Source organism: Mycolicibacterium brumae (genome assembly GCF_025215495.1).
In the GTDB taxonomy this organism is placed as follows: domain Bacteria; phylum Actinomycetota; class Actinomycetes; order Mycobacteriales; family Mycobacteriaceae; genus Mycobacterium; species Mycobacterium brumae.
Map to the genome: position 1 here is coordinate 3,789,216 of NZ_CP104302.1, position 17,947 is coordinate 3,807,162.

At 70.3% G+C, this 17,947-nt stretch carries 20 protein-coding genes and 1 pseudogene; 13 read left to right on the forward strand and 8 right to left on the reverse strand.

Annotated features, from left to right (window positions below; translation table 11 throughout):
- Positions 1 to 23: 23 nt before the first annotated feature.
- A pseudogene (locus L2Z93_RS18400) lies at positions 24 to 1,006 on the forward strand (pirin family protein).
- Between the two features lies 1 nt (position 1,007).
- Here L2Z93_RS18400 and L2Z93_RS18405 read toward each other — a convergent pair.
- A complete protein-coding gene (locus L2Z93_RS18405) occupies positions 1,008 to 2,687 on the reverse strand; it encodes a phosphoenolpyruvate--protein phosphotransferase (protein WP_090587892.1) in 1,680 nt (559 codons plus the stop codon).
- Positions 2,688 to 2,790: 103 nt separating this feature from the next.
- Between L2Z93_RS18405 and L2Z93_RS18410 the strand changes: the two genes are divergently transcribed.
- From L2Z93_RS18410 to L2Z93_RS18425, 4 genes are read left to right on the forward strand one after another with little or no spacing between them, the layout of a single operon-like run.
- Positions 2,791 to 3,558, forward strand: coding sequence for a DeoR/GlpR family DNA-binding transcription regulator (locus L2Z93_RS18410; protein ID WP_090587890.1), 768 nt, complete (start codon positions 2,791 to 2,793; stop codon positions 3,556 to 3,558).
- Positions 3,555 to 4,511, forward strand: coding sequence for a 1-phosphofructokinase family hexose kinase (locus tag L2Z93_RS18415; RefSeq protein WP_090587887.1), 957 nt, complete (start codon positions 3,555 to 3,557; stop codon positions 4,509 to 4,511). The genes L2Z93_RS18410 and L2Z93_RS18415 overlap by 4 nt, the downstream gene beginning before the upstream one ends.
- 49 nt (positions 4,512 to 4,560) lie before the next feature.
- Entirely contained in the window at positions 4,561 to 6,642 is a 2,082-nt protein-coding gene (locus L2Z93_RS18420) for a PTS fructose transporter subunit IIABC (RefSeq protein WP_090587885.1), read from the forward strand.
- A 37-nt stretch (positions 6,643 to 6,679) separates the two neighbouring features.
- A complete protein-coding gene (locus L2Z93_RS18425) occupies positions 6,680 to 6,940 on the forward strand; it encodes an HPr family phosphocarrier protein (protein WP_090587882.1) in 261 nt (86 codons plus the stop codon).
- Here L2Z93_RS18425 and L2Z93_RS18430 read toward each other — a convergent pair whose 3' ends face one another.
- Positions 6,941 to 7,678 carry a glutamine amidotransferase gene (locus L2Z93_RS18430; RefSeq protein WP_090587939.1) on the reverse strand — a complete coding sequence of 246 codons (738 nt, stop codon included), beginning with the start codon at positions 7,676 to 7,678 and terminating at the stop codon, positions 6,941 to 6,943. It lies immediately after the preceding gene.
- Between the two features lie 18 nt (positions 7,679 to 7,696).
- Positions 7,697 to 8,137: a nitroreductase/quinone reductase family protein gene (locus L2Z93_RS18435; RefSeq protein WP_234786064.1), complete on the reverse strand. Its 441-nt coding sequence runs from the start codon at positions 8,135 to 8,137 to the stop codon at positions 7,697 to 7,699.
- Between the two features lie 54 nt (positions 8,138 to 8,191).
- On the opposite strand from L2Z93_RS18435, the gene L2Z93_RS18440 reads away from it, so the two are divergent.
- Genes L2Z93_RS18440 through msrA form a run of 3 tightly spaced genes read left to right on the forward strand, consistent with a single transcriptional unit; the run spans position 8,192 to position 9,558 of the window.
- On the forward strand, positions 8,192 to 8,563 hold the full coding sequence (locus tag L2Z93_RS18440) for a nuclear transport factor 2 family protein (protein ID WP_234786063.1): 372 nt from the start codon (positions 8,192 to 8,194) through the stop codon (positions 8,561 to 8,563).
- 9 nt (positions 8,564 to 8,572) lie between these two features.
- Entirely contained in the window at positions 8,573 to 9,043 is a 471-nt protein-coding gene (locus tag L2Z93_RS18445) for an SRPBCC family protein (protein ID WP_090587877.1), read from the forward strand.
- 11 nt (positions 9,044 to 9,054) lie between these two features.
- Positions 9,055 to 9,558 carry a peptide-methionine (S)-S-oxide reductase MsrA gene (gene msrA / locus L2Z93_RS18450; protein ID WP_090587874.1) on the forward strand — a complete coding sequence of 168 codons (504 nt, stop codon included), beginning with the start codon at positions 9,055 to 9,057 and terminating at the stop codon, positions 9,556 to 9,558.
- Here msrA and L2Z93_RS18455 read toward each other — a convergent pair.
- Both L2Z93_RS18455 and L2Z93_RS18460 read right to left on the reverse strand, forming a co-directional pair.
- Positions 9,555 to 10,010 carry a PaaI family thioesterase gene (locus L2Z93_RS18455; protein ID WP_090587872.1) on the reverse strand — a complete coding sequence of 152 codons (456 nt, stop codon included), beginning with the start codon at positions 10,008 to 10,010 and terminating at the stop codon, positions 9,555 to 9,557. The two genes, msrA and L2Z93_RS18455, sit on opposite strands and share 4 nt — an antisense overlap.
- On the reverse strand, positions 10,007 to 11,350 hold the full coding sequence (locus tag L2Z93_RS18460; RefSeq protein ID WP_090587870.1) for a cytochrome P450: 1,344 nt from the start codon (positions 11,348 to 11,350) through the stop codon (positions 10,007 to 10,009). Before L2Z93_RS18460 ends, L2Z93_RS18455 begins: the two co-directional genes overlap by 4 nt.
- Before the next feature lie 94 nt (positions 11,351 to 11,444).
- Between L2Z93_RS18460 and L2Z93_RS18465 the strand changes: the two genes are divergently transcribed.
- The 3 genes from L2Z93_RS18465 (at position 11,445) to L2Z93_RS18475 (ending at position 14,659) form a co-directional block, all read left to right on the forward strand.
- On the forward strand, positions 11,445 to 12,032 hold the full coding sequence (locus L2Z93_RS18465) for a TetR/AcrR family transcriptional regulator (protein WP_090587868.1): 588 nt from the start codon (positions 11,445 to 11,447) through the stop codon (positions 12,030 to 12,032).
- 42 nt (positions 12,033 to 12,074) lie between these two features.
- Positions 12,075 to 14,231 carry a glycogen debranching protein GlgX gene (glgX, locus tag L2Z93_RS18470; protein ID WP_090587865.1) on the forward strand — a complete coding sequence of 719 codons (2,157 nt, stop codon included), beginning with the start codon at positions 12,075 to 12,077 and terminating at the stop codon, positions 14,229 to 14,231.
- A gap of 68 nt (positions 14,232 to 14,299) precedes the next feature.
- Positions 14,300 to 14,659, forward strand: a complete 360-nt coding sequence (locus L2Z93_RS18475; protein ID WP_090587862.1) for a hypothetical protein — start codon at positions 14,300 to 14,302, stop codon at positions 14,657 to 14,659.
- Here the strand turns inward: L2Z93_RS18475 and L2Z93_RS18480 are convergent.
- The 3 genes from L2Z93_RS18480 to L2Z93_RS18500 all read right to left on the reverse strand — a co-directional run bounded on the left by L2Z93_RS18480 (position 14,656) and on the right by L2Z93_RS18500 (position 16,144).
- Positions 14,656 to 14,952 (reverse strand): hypothetical protein, encoded by a 297-nt coding sequence (locus L2Z93_RS18480; protein ID WP_370745922.1) that lies wholly within the window; start codon positions 14,950 to 14,952, stop codon positions 14,656 to 14,658. The genes L2Z93_RS18475 and L2Z93_RS18480 overlap by 4 nt on opposite strands.
- Positions 14,953 to 15,052: 100 nt before the next feature.
- Positions 15,053 to 15,634 carry a DivIVA domain-containing protein gene (locus tag L2Z93_RS19330; protein WP_272938672.1) on the reverse strand — a complete coding sequence of 194 codons (582 nt, stop codon included), beginning with the start codon at positions 15,632 to 15,634 and terminating at the stop codon, positions 15,053 to 15,055.
- 54 nt (positions 15,635 to 15,688) lie between these two features.
- A complete protein-coding gene (locus L2Z93_RS18500) occupies positions 15,689 to 16,144 on the reverse strand; it encodes a MaoC family dehydratase (protein WP_090587856.1) in 456 nt (151 codons plus the stop codon).
- Positions 16,145 to 16,306: 162 nt separating this feature from the next.
- On the opposite strand from L2Z93_RS18500, the gene L2Z93_RS18505 reads away from it, so the two are divergent.
- Positions 16,307 to 17,134: an ATP-binding cassette domain-containing protein gene (locus L2Z93_RS18505; protein WP_090587853.1), complete on the forward strand. Its 828-nt coding sequence runs from the start codon at positions 16,307 to 16,309 to the stop codon at positions 17,132 to 17,134.
- Positions 17,124 to 17,939 carry an ABC transporter permease gene (locus tag L2Z93_RS18510; RefSeq protein WP_193438864.1) on the forward strand — a complete coding sequence of 272 codons (816 nt, stop codon included), beginning with the start codon at positions 17,124 to 17,126 and terminating at the stop codon, positions 17,937 to 17,939. Before L2Z93_RS18505 ends, L2Z93_RS18510 begins: the two co-directional genes overlap by 11 nt.
- Positions 17,940 to 17,947: the final 8 nt, after the last annotated feature.

Genomic DNA, 17,947 nt, shown 5'->3' on the forward strand with positions numbered 1-17,947 from the left:
ACCGCGGTCCGGGTTCTTATGGCATGCCCGCTATCACCGCAAACACCCTGACCCTGCCCCGCCTCACCGCGGCGTCGGCCGCGGACACCGAGCGGCCGGTCCGCTCGATCAGCACCGGACCACGCGGTATGGAAGGCGAGGGCTTCCCGGTCGTGCGCGCGTTCGCCGGAGTCCGCGCCGTCGACCTCGATCCGTTCATCCACATGGACCAGATGGGCGAGGTCGACTACGCCCCCGGAGAGCCGCGGGGCACCGACTGGCATCCGCACCGCGGGTTCGAAACCGTCACCTACATGATCGACGGGCGGTTCGCCCACCAGGACTCACACGGTGGCGGCGGACTGATCGGCGACGGCGCCACCCAGTGGATGACGGCGGGCGCGGGGATCCTGCACATCGAGACCCCGCCGGTCGAACTCGTCGACAGCGGCGGGCTGTTCCACGGCATCCAGCTGTGGGTGAACCTGCCGCGCGCCGACAAGTTCGCCGCACCCCGCTACCAGGCCATCGAGGGCGCCCAGGTGGGACTGGTGTCCTCGGCCGACGGCGGCGCGCTGCTGCGGATCATCGCCGGGGAGGTCGACGGCCACGCCGGCCCGGGGTGACGCACACCCCGATCACGCTGGCGCACGCCACCGTCGAGCCCGGCGCGCAACTGAGCCTACCGTGGGAGCCCGGGTTCAACGCGCTGGTTTACGTGCTGTCCGGGCGCGGAACGGTCGGCCCGGCCGCGCACCCCATCCGGCAGGGACAGCTCGCGGTGCTCGGCGCCGGAGACCGGATCACCGTCGCCGCCGAGTCCGGGCAGGACGGCAACCGGCCCGCGCTGGAGGTGTTGCTGCTGGGCGGCCAACCGATCCGCGAACCGGTGTGGCATTACGGACCGTTCGTGATGAACACCAAGGAAGAGATCGCCCGGGCGCTGGAGGACTACAACGCCGGGCGGTTCGGCCAGATCCCGCCGGACGGGTTGCGCCCGGCGTCAGCCAACCCCGCGAACCGCTGAGCTACCCCAACAGCACGGCCGAGGCGGCCTCGCGCGCCTCGGTCGCGCTGGCCACCCCGAGCACCGCGTCGGCGGCTTCCCGGCACTGCGCCAGGGTCACCGTCGACAGCCGGGCGCCGACCGCGCGGACGGCGGCCGAGGCGCAGGACAGCGAGGTGACGCCCATCCCGGTCAGCACGCAGGCCAGCAGCGGATCGGCGGCGGCCTCACCGCACACTCCGACCGGCTTGCCCGCCGCGGCGCCGGCCGCCGCGGTGGCGGCAACCAGGGTCAGCACGCCGGGCTGCCACGGGTCGGTGAGCGCGGCCAGTTCGGCCGACATCCGGTCCGCGGCCATCGTGTACTGGGCCAGGTCGTTGGTGCCGATGGACAGGAAGTCCACATGTTCGAGCACCCGGCCGGCCAGCAGCGCCGCGGCCGGGATCTCGATCATCACCCCGGGCTTGAGACCGTGCGCGCGAGCCTGCTCGGCGAAATCCCGCGCCTCGGCGGGGGTGGCGATCATCGGGGCCATCACCCAGGGCGCGGAGCCGGTGTCGCGGGCGGCCTGGGCGATGCCGGCCAGCTGGCGCTCCAGCAGACCCGGGTTGCCGAACGCGATGCGGATGCCCCGCACGCCTAGCGCCGGATTCGCCTCGTCGGGGTGGCCGGCGAACTTCAGCGGCTTGTCCGAGCCGGCGTCCAGCGTCCGGATGACCACCTTGCGGCCGGGGAACGCGGCCAGCACCTCGCCGTAGATCTGCGCCTGCTCCTGCACCGACGGCTCGGTCTCCCGGTTCAGGAAGCACAGCTCGGTGCGGAACAGGCCGACCCCCTCGGCCGGGGTTTCGGCGGCCAGCCGGGCGGCGGCGCCGTCCTGCACATTGGCCAGCACCTCGACCCGGCGCCCGTCGGCGGTGACGCCCGGCCCGCTCCAGCCGGCGGTGGCCGCCGCGGCCTCGTCGGCCCGGGCCACTTCGGCCGCAGCCTGCGCCGGATCGGGGTCGACGAGCAGCGTGCCGCGGGTGCCGTCGATCAGCACCAGGGCACCGGCGGCGATGTCGTCGAGCCCGGCGATGGCGACCACGCACGGGATGCCCAGCTGGCGCGCGATGATCGCGGTGTGACTGGTCGGCCCGCCGAGCGTGGTGGCCAGGCCGACGACCAGCGCCGGGTCCAGCCCGGCGGTGTCGGCGGGGGCCAGGTCCTCGGCGCACAGGATGGACGGAGTCGAGGGGACCGGGACGCCCGGTTCGGGCAGACCGCGCAGCTCGGCGGTGACCCGGTCGCGGATGTCCTGCAGGTCGGTGACGCGTTCGGCCATCAGGCCGCCCATCTTGGTGAACAGGTCGGCGAACTGGGCGACGGCCTGGTGGGTGGCCCGCTCGGCCGGGTCCCCGACGGCGATGCGTTTGCGCGCCGCCGCCAGCCAGGCCTTGTCCTGCGCCAGCTGCGCGGTGGCGGCCAGCACCTCGGCGGCCACTCCGGTGGCGTGCGCGGCCCGGTCCCGCAGCCGGTCGGCGACCGCGGCGGCGGCCGCGTCGAACCGGACCGCCTCGGCGGCGCGGGCGTCTTCGGGGACCTCGGGCAGGCCGGCCAGGTCCAGCGCCGGCGCCCGGCCGGGCCGGATGACGGGCGCGTATCGCACGCCTCCGACGACGGGAACCCCGGACAGTGACACAGGCGGCGCAGAGGTGGTCATGTGAGACAGATTACTAGAAATCCTTGACTAATCAACAGGTTCAGGCGTAAAACAACACTTACCCACATGTTCGGGTAGTAAGCCACTCGCGATTAGAGGCAGCGTGTATCCGGAAGAACGTCAGCAGGCGATCGCCACGCGGGTGCTGTCCCGCGGCCGAGCCTCGGTGACCGAACTCGCCGAGGTGTACGCCGTCACCACCGAGACGGTGCGCCGCGATCTGGCGGTCCTGGACCGCGCCGGCGTGCTGCGCCGGGTGCACGGCGGGGCCGTCCCGGCCGGCGCGCTGCGGTTGGTGGAACCGGGCGTGGCCGAACGCGAGAGCACCCGCACCGAGGCCAAGTCCGCGATCGGCGCGGCGGCCGCCGACTTCTTCCCGCCCGAGGGCGGCACCGTCCTGCTCGACGCCGGCACCACCACCGCGCAGGTCGCCGCGCACCTGCCCGCCGGCCGCCGGCTGTCGGTGGTCACCAACAGCATTCCGATCGCGGCCCGGCTCAACGGCTCCCCCGAACTGACCGTCCACCTGCTCGGCGGCCGGGTCCGGGCGCTCACCCAGGCCGCGGTCGGCGACGCCGCGTTGCGCATGCTGGACAACCTGCGCGTCGACGTCGCCTTCATGGGCGCCAACGGCATCACCCTCGACCACGGCCTGTCCACCCCGGACGCCGACGAGGCGGCCGTCAAGCGCGCCATGGTGCACGCCGCCAATTACGTGGTGGCCGTGGCGGACTCGTCCAAACTCGGCCAGGAGTCCTTCGTCGGGTTCGCGCCCGTCGCCGAGATCGACACGCTGATCACCGATCCCGGGATCAGCGACGCGCAGACCCGGGCGCTGACCGCGGCCGGAGTTGAGGTGGTCCTCGCATGATCCTGACCGTCACCCCGAACCCGAGTATCGACCGCACCATCACGCTGGCGGCGCCGCTGGTCCGCGGCGCGGTGCAGCGGGTGCGATCCACCTCCGCCGAACCCGGCGGCAAGGGCGTGAACGTGGCCCGGGCGTTGAGCCTGGCGGGTGTGCCGACGCTGGCGCTGCTGCCCGCCGACGCCGACGACCCGTTCCTGGCGCTGCTGGCCGGCGCCGCGGTGGACCACGCGGCCGTGCCCGGTCCCGGTGCGGTGCGCACCAACCTGACGATCACCGAGGACGACGGCACCACCACCAAGTTGAACGAGCCGGGCGCCAACCGCGACGCCTCCGACGTGGCCGCGCTGACCGACGCGGTGGCGGCTCGAGCGGCCGCCGCGGACTGGGTGGTGCTGTCCGGGTCACTGCCGCCGGGCATGCCGGTGGATTGGTACGCGCAGGTGGTGGCGCTGTTGTCCGGACTGGACTGCCGAGTCGCGGTGGACACCTCCGACGCCCCGCTGGACGCGCTGGCCGCCGGGTTCGGCGTCGCCGCGCCGGACCTGATCAAACCCAACTCCGAGGAACTCGCCGGCCTGGTCGGCGCCTCCGCCGAACAGTTGGAATACGCCGTCGCCCAGGGCGATCCGGCCCCGGTGGTGGCCGCGGCGGCCCGGCTGATCGACCGCGGGGTGCGCGCTGTGCTGGCCACCCTCGGCGCCGCGGGCGCGGTGCTGGTCGACGCCGACGGGGCGTGGCTGGCGACGCCGCCGCCGATCACCCCGCGCAGCACCGTCGGCGCCGGCGACTCGTCGCTGGCCGGCTACCTGCGCGCCGACGTCGCCGGGGCCGATGCGGCCGGCCGGATCGCAATGGCCGTCGGATACGGCAGCGCCGCCGCGTCGCTGCCCGGCTCCGCGCTGCCCGGACCCGAACTCGTCGACGCCGCCGCGGTCGCTGTCCGCTCGATCTGATCTCGCCGAAAACCCCCACCGCCCACCGATTCCGACGAAAGTGACTGCCATGACCCAACCCAGTCCGCCGGTGACCACCCCGGACCTGGTGCTGCTCGGCGTGGACGCCGGCGCCGACAAAGAAGCCGTCATCGCCCGGCTCGCCGCCCAGGCGGCCGCGGCCGGACGCTGCGACGATCCGAAAGGTCTGGCCGGCGCCGCAGCCGAGCGCGAGGCCAAGTCGGCCACCGGGCTGCCGGGCGGCATCGCGATCCCGCACTGCCGCTCCCCGTACGTCGACGTCCCGACGATCACCTTCGCCCGGCTGGACCCCAAGGTCGACTTCGGGGCGCCCGACGGCCCGGCCGATCTGGTGTTCCTGATCGCCGCCCCGGACTCCGGCGGCGCCGAGCACCTCAAACTGCTGTCCAGCCTGGCCCGGTCGCTGGTGCGCCCGGACTTCGTCACCTCGCTGCGCGAGGCCGCCACCGCCGACGACGTGGTGGCGCTGATCGACTCCGCGGTGCACCCCAAGCCGAAGCCCGCCGCCAAGCCTGCCGAGACCGCCCAGGCCGCGCAGGCCGAGATCGCCACGCCCGCCGAGGCCAAGCCCGCCGCGGTGAAACCAAAGCGGATCGTCGCGATCACCGCCTGCCCGACAGGTATCGCGCACACCTACATGGCCGCCGACTCGCTCAAGCTCGCCGCCGAACGCGCCGGGGTCGACTTCGTGGTGGAGACCCAAGGCTCCTCGGGCAGCACCCCGATCCCGCCGGACGTGATCGCCTCGGCCGACGCCGTCATATTCGCCACCGAGGTCGGGGTGAAGGACCGCGGCCGGTTCGCCGGCCTGCCGGTCATCGCGTCCGGGGTGAAGCGGGCCATCAACGAACCCGACGTCATGATCGCCGAGGCGGTCGCCGCGTCGGACAACCCGAACGCGGCCCGGGTGGAGGGCGGCGGGGCCGCCGCGGCGTCGAGTTCGGCGACCCAGGGCTCCTCCGACGTCGGCTGGGGCACCCGCACCCGGCAGATCCTGCTCACCGGCGTGAGCTACATGATCCCGTTCGTCGCCGGCGGCGGTCTGCTGATCGCGCTCGGCTTCCTGTTCGCCGGCTACGACATCGCCAACGCCGCCGACGGCCAGTCCGCGCAGGCCTACGGAATGAACAGCCTGGGCGCGCACATCGCCGTCACCAACACCCTGACCGACCTGCCCGCCGGCGGGCTGATGCAGTACATCGGCGCGGTGCTGTTCACCGTCGGCCAGTTGTCCTTCATGTTCCTGGTGCCCGCGCTGGCCGGTTACATCGCGTTCGCGATGGCCGACCGGCCCGGCATCGCCCCCGGCTTCACCGCCGGCGCGGTGGCGGTGTTCGTCGGCGCCGGGTTCATCGGCGGCATCGTCGGCGGCGTCATCGCCGGGTTCGTGGCCAAGTCGATCGGCCGACTCGAGGTTCCGCGCTGGCTGCGCGGCCTGATGCCGGTGGTGATCATCCCGCTGGGCGCCTCCCTGGTCGTCGGGCTGACCATGTTCCTGTTGCTGGGCCGGCCGCTGGCCGCGCTGACCAACGCGCTGACCGAATGGCTGTCCGGGATGAGCGGCTCCTCGGTGCTGATCCTCGGGGTGATCCTGGGTCTGATGATGTGCTTCGACCTCGGCGGCCCGGTCAACAAGGCCGCCTACGCGTTCGCCGCCGCCGGGTTGTCCACCACCGATGTCGCCTCCATGCGGATCATGGCCGCGGTGATGGCCGCCGGCATGGTGCCGCCACTGGCGATGGCGCTGGCCACCGCGGTGCGGCCGAAGCTGTTCAGCGAGCCGGAGCGGGAGAACGGCCGGGCGGCCTGGCTGTTGGGCGCGTCGTTCATCTCCGAGGGCGCCATCCCGTTCGCCGCCGCCGATCCGCTGCGGGTGATCCCGTCGATGATGGCCGGCGGCGCGGTGACCGGCGCGCTGATCATGGCGTTCGACGTGACCTCGAAGGCCCCGCACGGCGGCATCTTCGTGTTCTTCGCGATCGGCAACCTGGCCTGGTTCATCGTCGCGCTGACCGCCGGCACCGTCGTCGGGGCCGTCGCGGTGATCGCCGCCAAACAGTTCCTCGGCAAGAAGTCCGCCGAGGACGCCGCGGCGCCGGTCGCCGCCTGAGTTTTCCGAAGTAACCCCACCCCTGATAGGAGCGCACATGCCCAGCAAGAACGTCATCGTCGGATCCGCCGTCGGTCTGCACGCCCGCCCCGCGGCGCTGATCGCCGAGGCCGTCAGCAACTCCGGCGCCGAGGTGACGCTGGCCTACGACGGCAGCGAACCGATCGACGCCGGCTCGGCCCTGATGATCATGACTCTGGGCGCCGGCAACGGCGCCGAGGTGACCGTCGCCACCGACGACCCGGCGGTGCTGGAGCAGATCGCCGAGCTGGTCGCCAAGGACCTCGACGCGGAGTAGCTACCCGTAGCGCTCCGCGAAGCGGCGCAGGATGCTCGGCGCGTGCTGGGCATCCCGCAGCCGCGCCGCGGCCTTGAGCTGCTCGGCGGCCTCCGGCGGGAAGTAGCCGTACTCGGCGTAGACGTCGATGCGGGTGCACAGCCCGTCGAGGTCGAGTTCCGGATGGAACTGGGTGGCGTAGACGTTCTCGCCGACCCGGAACGCCTGCACCGGGCACGCCGGCGAGGTGGCCAGCGGCACCGCGTGCGGCGGCAGCTCGGTGATGGCCTCCTTGTGGCCGCCGTAGGCGTCGAACTCCTCCGGCAGGTCGACCATCAGCGGGTCGGCCCGGCCGTCGTCGGTCAGTCGCACCGACAGGCCGCCGACCGGTTCGCCGTAGGTGCGATCCACCGTCGCCCCGACGACTGTGCCCAGCGTCCCGATGCCGTAGCAGCAGCCCAGGAACGGGTGATCGGCCTCGACGACCCGGCCGATCAGCGCCAGCAGGTCCTCCTCGGTCCACCGCTGGGTGTCGGTCTTGGATTCCTGCGGATCGCTCACGTTGTACGGGCCGCCGCCGAGGATGACCCCCGACCAGTCGGCCAGGTCGATGTCACCGAGACGCTGGTGGGTCAGCCGGATCCGGCGCACCCGGTCGGGGGTGAGGCGCGCGAACCGCAGCACCGAGCGGTACTCGTCGTCGGCGGCGGCGTCCTCCGCGCGGATCGACAGGAACAGAAACGGCAGGCGGCCGGGCATGACCGCCAAATCTATCCGTTAGTGGGCGCGCGGTTCGCAGATCAGCAGCGGAATGACCCGATCGGTCTTGTTCTGGTAGCTGTCGTACCCGCGGTAGGCCTTGACCACCTGCGGCCAGAGCTGCGCGCGCTCGGCCTCGGTGGCGGTGCGCGCGGTCATCGGACGGTCCACGCCGTCGACGGTGATGGTGATCTCCGGGGTGGCGATGGCGTTGCGGTACCAGTCCGGGTCCTTCGGGTCGCCACCCTTGGACGCGACGAGCACGATGCGGTTCTCGTCGTGGATCGGGGTGGTCAGCATGTTCGCGTAGCGGCGGCCGGATTTGCGCCCGACGGTGTGCAGTTCGACGGTCTTCATCCCCATGATGGTTTTGGGGAAGCGGCCGCCGGTCAGGGTCAGCAGCAAACGGTGCCCGATCTCCAACGGGTTGGCGCGGCCCTTCTTCTCAGGTGTGTCCACACCGTCAACCGTAGGTCGTTGACGACGGACCCGCAGCCGGACAGGATGAGCGACGTGACGACGCCGTTCGACGACCCCCAGGCCGAATTGGGCTGGATGTTCATCCAGTGCGTCAGCGGTGACGGCGCCCTCGACGAGGCGTTCAGCCTGCTGTCCGACGATTTCACGCACTGGTCCAACCGCACCGGCCGCGAATCCGGCGCCGCGGAGTTTCATCGCATCCTGGACGCGGCGATGGCCCGCACCGATTTCGAGTTCCACCTGACCCGCTGCGTGAACGACAACGAGAGCACCGTCATCGAGGCGGAGGCCGAGACCGTCGATCCGGACGGCGCGCGTCGGCTGACCCCGGTGGTGTTCATCTTCGACACCCACGACGGTCTGATCACCTCGCTGCGGGAGTACGGCGAATCGCCCTGGTCCTAAACTGGCCACATGACAAACCCGTCCACCCCGTCCGCGTCGGCGTCGGTCGACATCACCGCCGACCCCAAGGCGGTGTACGCGCTGATCACCGACCTGCGCACGCTGTCCGCGCTCACCGCGGAGACCACCGAGATGGTCTGGCAGAAGGGCGATTCGGTGGTTCCGGGATCGGTGTTCGTCGGCAAGAACCGTAATGGCTGGCGGCGCTGGGCCACCAAGTGCACGGTGACCCGCGCGGTGCTGGGCCGTGAGTTCGCCTTCGACGTGCGCGCCGCGGGCATCCCGATCGCCCGGTGGAGCTATCAGATCGAGCCGACCGAGGCCGGCTGTCGGCTGACCGAGAGCACCTGGGACCGGCGGCCGCGCTGGATGGTCCCGGTCGGCGGGCTGCTGACCGGGGCGAAGGACCGCGCCGCGGTCAACCAGACCAATATCGAGGCGACGCTGGAACGGATCAAACGCCGCGCCGACGCCGCCTGAAGGGAGAAAGCATGGCCGAGCAGACCGCGATCCTGGCCGGTGGCTGTTTCTGGGGGATGCAGGAGCTGATCCGCGCGCTGCCCGGTGTGCTGCGCACCCGGGTCGGCTACACCGGTGGCAGCAATGAGCACCCGACCTACCGCAATCATCCCGGCCACGCCGAGGCGATCGAGATCGTCTACGACCCCGAGCTCACCGACTACCGCGCGCTGTTGGAGTTCTTCTTCCAGATCCACGACCCCAGCACCCGGGACCGGCAGGGCAATGACGTCGGCTCCAGCTACCGCTCGGCGATCTTCTATCTCGATGACGAGCAGCGCCGGGTCGCATCCGAGACCATCGCCGACGTCGACGCCTCCGGCCTGTGGCCGGGCAAGGTGGTGACGGAGGTGGTTCCGGCGGTCCCGTTCTGGGAGGCCGAGCCCGAGCATCAGGATTACCTGCAGCACTACCCCAGCGGGTACACCTGCCACTACCCGCGCCCGGGCTGGAAGCTGCCCCGGGTCAGCGGCTAGGACTTCGGGTAGGCGCGCAGCTGGTAGAGCCCGCGGGTCCGCGCCACCACGACGCCAGCCGCGTCGACGATGTCGGATTCCAGCGTGAAATCGGACTTGCCGTTGGCCTCGGCCTCGGCGGCGATCCGCTCGATGGTCTCGTCGTCCAGCCGCGCCTCGGCGCGCAGGTCGGAGTTCGCCATCTTCAGGTAGCTGATGTCGAGGTTCTTCACCAGCGGGAAGAACTTGGCGGTGTCGAAGGTCGACAGCGCGATGATGCCGCCGAGCACCTCGGCCACGGTGAACTGGACCCCGGCGTAGATGACGCCGAAGTGATTGCCGTTGCCCTCGGCCGGAACCGACGAAACGGCGTACCCGCGGCCGGCCTCGACGATGGTGACGCCCATCTTGGCGGCGATCGGGATGGTGGTCGACAGCGCCGCGTTCATCTGGTCGACGAGGGATTCGCTCATGCGCCCGATGCTGCCACGGCCCGGCGCACGACGGTGATCCGGCCTCCCTTTCGCGGCACGAACGCCACCCCCCGGTTGTGCGCCTTCTCATCCGGCGCCGTGGTGGGCTCGATCCGGAACTCGCGCAGCACGGTGCGCAGCACGACGTCCATCTCCATGTTCGCGAACGCCGCGCCGATGCAGCGCCGCACCCCGCCGCCGAACGGGATCCAGGCGAACATGTTCGGCCGCACCCCCAGGAAGCGCTCCGGGTCGAACAGGGCGTGCTCGGCGAAATCCGCTTCGTTCCAATGCATCTGCGCGATCGCGATGGACACCGTGGAACCGCGCGGAATGCGCCACGGGCCCAGTTCGAATTCCGGCGCGTAGACGTGCCGGGCGGCGAAGTCGATGACCGTCCGGTTGCGCTGCACCTCGGTGATGACGGCCTGGCGATAGTCGTTGTCGTCGGTGTCGGCTTCGGCGGCCAGCCGGGCCAGCACGGCCGGATGCCGGGAGATCCGTTCGAAGGCCCACGCCAGCGTGGAGGCGGTGGTCTCGTGGCCGGCGGCCAGCAGGGTCAGCAGTTCGTCGGCGAGCTCGCTGTTGGTCATCGCGGTGCCGTCGTCGTATCGGCTGCGCAGCATCAGCGACAGCACGTCGGTGCGGTTCTCCAGCTCCGGATCGGCCAGCGCCAGTTCGATCAGCTTCTCCACGGTGGCGTCGTATTCGGCGCGGTAGTTCGCCAACCGTCGCCAGGGGCCCCATTTGCGCGGCGGGTCGGGCAGCACCGCCAGCCGGGAGCCCAGCGTGACCCAGGGCGGGATGATGCGGCGCAGCCGTTCGAGCTCGGCCCCGTCGGCGCCGAAGATGGCGCGCAGGATGATGTTGAGGGTGATGCGCATCATCGGTTCCAGCGTCGGGAACTCGGTGCGCTGCGGCCACTTCGCGATCTCGGCTCGGGTCTCCTGTTCCACGATCGCTTCGTAGCGGTGCATGGCCTTGCCGTGGAACGGTGGCGTCAGCAGCTTGCGCCGGGCCCGGTGCTCGGCGCCGTCGAGCGCGAAGATCGAGCCGGGTCCGAACATCCGGCTCAGATTCGGCTGCACATTGCCCAGATCCTCGGGGCTGGCGGTGAACACCTGCTTGGCCAGCACCGGATCGGCGACCACCACCATCTCTCCGAACAGCGGGACGTCGAGGGTGAACGCCGGGCCCAACCGCCGGGCCAGCCGGTTGACCACCCGTCGTCGCAGCAGCACGTAACCCAGGCCCTGCACGATCTTCGGCAATCGCCTCGGCGCGGGCGGCAACTGGCCGGACTTCTTCTCGACGACGGGGTCGGCGAGGGTCTCTGACATGGGCGCGCCTCCGATGATCGGTGTGGTACCAATGCGTACCACACCCGTGTGACGGTACGGTACCCTGCAGTACCAGCGACGGCAAGGGGGCCGGGTGACCGAGCGCGAACAGCCGCAGACCGAAGTGGCGCGACTGTTCGACGGCCTGGTCGCCTCCATCGAGGCCAGCGGCTACCGCGAGACCACCGTCGCCGACATCGTCCGGGCCGCCAAGACCTCCAAGCGCACCTTCTACGCGCATTTCACCAGCAAGGACGACTGCCTGCTGCAGCTGCTGGACGCCGACAACGTGACGATGATCGGGCTGATCCGCGACGCCGTGGACCCGGACGCCGACTACCGCGACCAGATCACCTCGGCGATCGACGCCTACGTCGACGCGATCCACGCCCGACCGGCCATCACGTTGGCCTGGATCCGGGAATTTCCCGCCCTCGGGCACCAGGCGCGCCCGGTGCAACGCCGCGGGATGGACCGCTTCACCGAGTTGTTGTTGGAGATCACAGCCAGCCCCGGCTTCGCCCGCGCCGGCATCTCCCCCGTCACGCCGGCCACCGCGATCATCCTGCTCGGCGGCCTGCGCGAGCTCACCGCCTACACCCTGGAGGACGGCGGCGACATCGCCGATATCACCGGTCCGGCGGTGGCGGCCTGCGTCGGTCTTATGCTCCGGGAGCCCTGACCGACTAGGTTGTTCAGGTCGGGCCCTCTAGGAGAAACAAATATGGAACAACCGCCGGAAGTGTGGCCGGGCAAGGCCTACCCACTGGGGGCGACCTACGACGGCTCGGGAACCAACTTCGCGCTTTTCAGCGAAGTCGCCGAGAAGGTCGAGCTGTGCCTGTTCGACGACGACGGCAAGGGCGGGCTGACCGAGACCCGGGTGACCCTGCCGGAGGTCGACGGATTCGTCTGGCACGCCTTTCTGCCCCGGATCGCCGCCGGGCAGCGCTACGGCTACCGCGTGCACGGGCCGTACGACCCGGCCGCCGGCCACCGCTGCAATCCCAACAAGCTGTTGCTGGACCCGTACGCCAAGGCCATCGACGGCCGGTTCGCCTGGGATCAGTCGGTGTTCGGCTACAACTTCGGCGACCCGGACAGCCGCAACGACGATGACTCGGCGGCCAGCATGCCGAAGTCGGTGGTCATCAACCCCTACTTCGACTGGGGCGTGGACCGCCCGCCGCAGCGCGAGTACAACGACTCGGTGATCTACGAGGCGCACGTCAAGGGCCTCACCATGACGCACCCCGACATCCCCGAGCAGATCCGCGGCACCTACGCCGCGATCGCGCACCCGGCGATCATCGAACACCTGAAGTCGCTGGGGGTGACCGCCCTCGAACTGATGCCGGTGCACCACTTCGCCAACGATTCGACGCTGATCGAGCGGGGCCTGTCCAACTACTGGGGCTACAACACGATCGGGTTCTTCGCCCCGGATTACATCTACACCTCGACCAGCACCCCCGGCGCCCAGGTCCAGGAGTTCAAGGCGATGGTGCGCGAGCTGCACAGCGCCGACATCGAGGTGATCCTGGACGTCGTCTACAACCACACCGCCGAGGGCAACCACCTCGGGCCGACGTTGTCGATGCGCGGCATCGACAACGCCGCGTACTACCAGCTGGTCGACGACGACAAGCGCTACTACATGGACTACACCGGCACCGGCAACAGCCTCAACGTCCGGCACCCGCACTCGCTGCAGTTGATCATGGACTCGCTGCGCTACTGGGTGACCGAGATGCACGTCGACGGGTTCCGCTTCGACCTGGCCTCCACCCTGGCCCGGGAGTTCTACCACGTCGACCGGCTGAGCACGTTCTTCGAACTGGTGCAGCAGGACCCGACCGTCAGCCAGGTCAAGCTGATCGCCGAGCCGTGGGACGTCGGCCCGGGCGGGTACCAGGTCGGCAACTTCCCGCCGCAGTGGACCGAGTGGAACGGCAAGTACCGCGACACCGTCCGGGACTTCTGGCGCGGCGAGGACGCCACCCTCGGCGAGTTCGCCTACCGGCTGACCGGCTCACCCGACCTGTACGAGGCGACCGCACGACGGCCGGTGGCGTCGATCAACTTCGTCACCGCCCACGACGGCTTCACGCTGGCGGACCTGGTGTCCTACAACGAGAAGCACAACGAGGCCAACGGCGAGGGCAACAACGACGGCGAAAGCCACAACCGGTCCTGGAACTGCGGCGCGGAGGGCCCGACCGACGATCCGGCGATCAACGAGTTGCGGGCGCGCCAACAGCGCAACTTCCTCACCACGCTGCTGCTGTCCCAGGGTGTGCCGATGCTCAGCCACGGCGACGAGCTCGGCCGGACGCAGGGCGGCAACAACAACGGTTACTGCCAGGACAACGAGATCACCTGGATCGACTGGGAGTCCGCGGACACCGAGCTGACCGACTTCCTGCGCCGGGTCTCGGCATTGCGGGCCGCGCACCCGCTGTTCCGGCGGCGCCGCTTCTTCACCGGCCGACCGGTGCGGCACGCCGAGGACACCGACCGGCCCGATATCTCCTGGTTCACCCCGGAGGGCGCGGAGATGACCGACGCGGACTGGGATTCCGGATTCGGCAAGTCCGTCGCGGTCTATCTGGACGGACTCGGCATCGCCGGCTCCGACGCGCACGGCAACCGCATCACCGACGACTCGTTCTTCCTGTGCTTCAACGCGCACTACGAGGACATCGAGTTTCAGCTTCCGCCGGCCGATTTCGGCTCGCACTGGCAGATCGTCATCGACACCGCGCGGCCCGCGCTCACCTCGGAGTCCGGCGCCGAACCGACGGCTTCCGGTTCGGTGACCCCGGTGACCGCCCGCTCCCTGGTGGTGCTGAAGGCCGTCGAGGATCCGGCCGAAGGCTGAGCCCGCGTGACCGCCTGCGTCGGGAGTGCCGGAGGATTTGGCGCCGACTCGCGTGCGGATCACCTGGGATGCTGGAAGTCGTGTACCCGTACCCGTATCCGCAGCAGCCGCCACGCCCAACCTCGAGCGGGGTGGGCATCGTGGTGCAGGTGCTCTGCGGGCTGATCGGGTTCGGCGCCGCGGGCATCGCGGGTTTCTTCGGGCTGCTGGTGCTCTGGTCGCGGTTCAGCACCGACCCGGGCGATGACCCGCACGGCTACACCTTGATTTTCGGCACCCTGCTGGCACTCCCCTGCGCCCTGGTCGCCGCGATGACAACGCCGTTCGCCTTCCCGCGCGGTTACCGCGCCAAGGCGGCCGCGATCATGACGCCACTCTGCCTGCTCGGCAGCGCGACGCTGATCACCGCCTGGTTCACCGCGACCTAGCGTTCGTCCCCGTCGATGACGGAGTAGAAGGACTCACCGTCCTCGGGGGTCCCGTCGATCTGGCCGCGGTGGGCGCGGCTGGGACGGGCCTCGGGGTCACCCGGGGGCAGCACATCGGGCTCCTCGGCGGCCAACCGCTCGTCGAGGGTCTGGTCCTCCTCGACCGGGATCCAGCGCTCCGGCGGGTCGACGACGATGTCGCCGTCGTCGTTGCGGACCTCGTCGGAGTCCAGCGACTCGCTCGGGTTCAGGGTCTGGTCGGGGCCGTCGTCGTCAATGTCCATCGGGGGCAGTCCTCTCTGACTGTCTCGTTGCGGGCGGGCCGCCTCTTGAGAACATAAATACCAGCAACCCCGGCGCCCGACGACTCGCGGCGCCCCATCGTCGCCGCAATCACCCCCGGCGCGCGTCCAGAGTGTCCGCGATTCGGACCATCAGCGCGTCGACCTCCTCGGCGGGGTACCCGAGCCGACCCAGACCGGGCCGGCCGAACCGCACCTCCCGAACATCTGCCACGGTCAGCCCGTCGCCGGTCTCCAGTGCGGCGACCACCACGTCGAGGAAGTCGTCAACCTGATCCTCGTGGTAGCGCTTCGCCCAGCGCGACGTGGGTTTGCCGAACATCACTTTCCGAACATCGTCCGCGCTCAGCACTCCGTCCGCGCGCGCCGTAGCGGGCTCCGGTTCGGCCGGCGGGCGGCCCGCGGGCATGATGGAGACGGTGTAGACGATGCGCTCCAGCAGGGCGTCCACCTCGTCCTCGCGGTAGCCGCGTCTGCCGATCGGCGGGCGGCCGAAGCGCACGGCTTCGACGTCGGCGACCGTCAGCGCGTTACGGCCTTCGAGACGGGCGGCGGCGATGTCCAGGAAGGCGTCGACCTCATCCATGTCGTAGCCACGCCGCCCAACCTTCGGCTGACGGAATCGAACCTCACGCACCGCCGTGGCGGTCAGCGGCTCCAGATAATCCTGCATACCTGAGGATCCTATTTTCGTTCGGCCGGACGACCGGACGGCAATATTCGTTGGTCAGCCCAGGTAGCGAATGACCGATTCGGCCACGCAGGCCGGCTTGTCGGCGCCCTCGGCCTGGACGATGGTGGAGAGGACGGCTTGCTGGGCCCCGCCGCCCAGGTTCTGCACGTCGACCAGGGTGCTGGTGGCGCGCACCCGGGAGCCCACCTTCACCGGCGACGGGAAGCGGACCTTGTTGACGCCGTAGTTGAGCGCGAATTTGACCCCATCCACGGTGTAGATCTGCTGCATCAGCACCGGCAGCAGCGAGAGCGTCATGAACCCGTGCGCGATGGTCCCGCCGAACGGGCCGGCGGCCGCCCTCTCCGGGTCGACGTGGATCCACTGGTGGTCGCCGGTGGCGTCGGCGAATTGGTTCACCGCTTCCTGGGTGACGTCGAACCAGTCGCTGACGCCCAGTTCCTCGCCCGTGGCGGCGGCGAAATCTTCCAGCGAGTCGAACGTCCGCATGCTGTGGTTGCCTTTCGGTCGATGACGGCGCAATCGGCGCTATGCCGATGATCACACATCGCGTTGCCACCCGGGCCCGGGTGGGCCTCGCCGCACAGGGCGCGCACAGCGCCCCCGGCTAAAATCGGTCCAGATCGCGAACCGAGGGAGCACGCTGTGACGATGCCATCCGTTGCTGCCGTCGACTGCCGCGGATTGACGCACCGGTACGGCGATTTCACCGCCGTCGACGATCTGACCCTGCGGGTGGAGGTCGGGGAGACCTTCGGGTTGCTCGGGCCCAATGGCGCCGGAAAGTCCACCTTCATCAAAACCCTGGCGACGCTGTCGCCGGTTCAGCACGGCGAACTGTCCATCCTGGGCTTGGACGCCACGCGCGACGCCGCCGACATTCGCTACAACATCGGCTATGTGCCGCAACAACTTTCCATCGAGCCGCTGCTCACCGGGCGGCAGAACGTCGCGTGGTTCGCCCGGCTCTACGGGGTGCCGCGCCGCGAGCGCGACGACCGGGTGTCCGCAGCGCTGGAGGCGATGGGGCTGACCGACGTCGCCGATCGTCCCGCCCAGAGCTACTCCGGCGGCATGGTGCGCCGACTGGAACTTGCCCAGGCACTGGTCAACCGTCCGGCGCTGCTGCTGCTCGACGAGCCCACCGTCGGGCTGGACCCGATCGCCCGCGAGGGCGTGTGGACGCAATTGGAGAGCATGCAGGCCGAGTTCGGGATGACGGTGCTGCTCACCACGCACTACATGGAGGAGGCCGACGCGCTGTGTGACCGGGTGGCGCTGCTGCACCACGGGAAGCTGCAGGCGCAAGGCGCCCCCGCCGAGCTCAAGGCCTCCCTGCCGGGCCGCCCGAACGGCGCGGAGACGTCGCTGGAGGATGTGTTCCGGCACTACGCCGGCGGGGATCTCGCCGACGGCGGCGGCGAGGGTGACTTCAGCCGCGTGCGCGCCGGACGGCGGACGGCGCGTCGTGTCGGTTGAGCACACCGTGACGGTCATCCGCGCCCCGCGGGGCCGGGCGCGGATCGCCGCGCTCGGCGGCCAGATCGGGGCGTTCTCGCTGGTCGAGCTGCAGAAGCTGCGGCGCGACCGCAGCGAGCTGCTGACCCGGATGATCCAGCCGGCGCTGTGGCTGCTGATCTTCGGTCAAACGTTTTCGCACCTGCGCGTCATCGACACCGGCGAGGTGTCCTATCTGGCGTTCCTGACTCCGGGCATCCTGGCCCAGTCGGCGCTGTTCATCGCGATCTTCTACGGGATCCAGATCGTCTGGGACCGCGACGCCGGAATCCTGGCCAAGCTGATGGTGACGCCGGCGCCGCCGGCGGCGCTGGTCACCGGCAAGTCGTTCGCCGCCGGAATCCGGTCGGTCGCGCAGGTCGTCGGCGTGCTGGCGATCGCCTACCTGATGATGATCCCGCTGACGGTCAACCCGCTGCGGATCCTCGCGGCGATGGCCGTGGTGGTGCTGGGCACGGTGTTCTTCACCTGCCTGTCGATGACGCTGGCCGGTTTGGTCCGCAACCGGGACCGGCTGATGGGCATCGGCCAGGCCATCACCATGCCGCTGTTCTTCGCGTCCAACGCGCTGTACCCGGTGGACATCATGCCGGAGTGGCTGCAGCGGCTGTCCGCGGTGAATCCGCTCAGCTACCAGGTCAACGCGCTGCGCGGGTTGCTGCTCGGCACTCCGGCGAACTACCTGGTCGACATCGGGGTGCTGGTGTTGGCGGCCCTGCTGGGCATCGCCAGCGCGTCGGCGCTGCTGCGCCGGTTGACCCGCTGAGCGTCGGG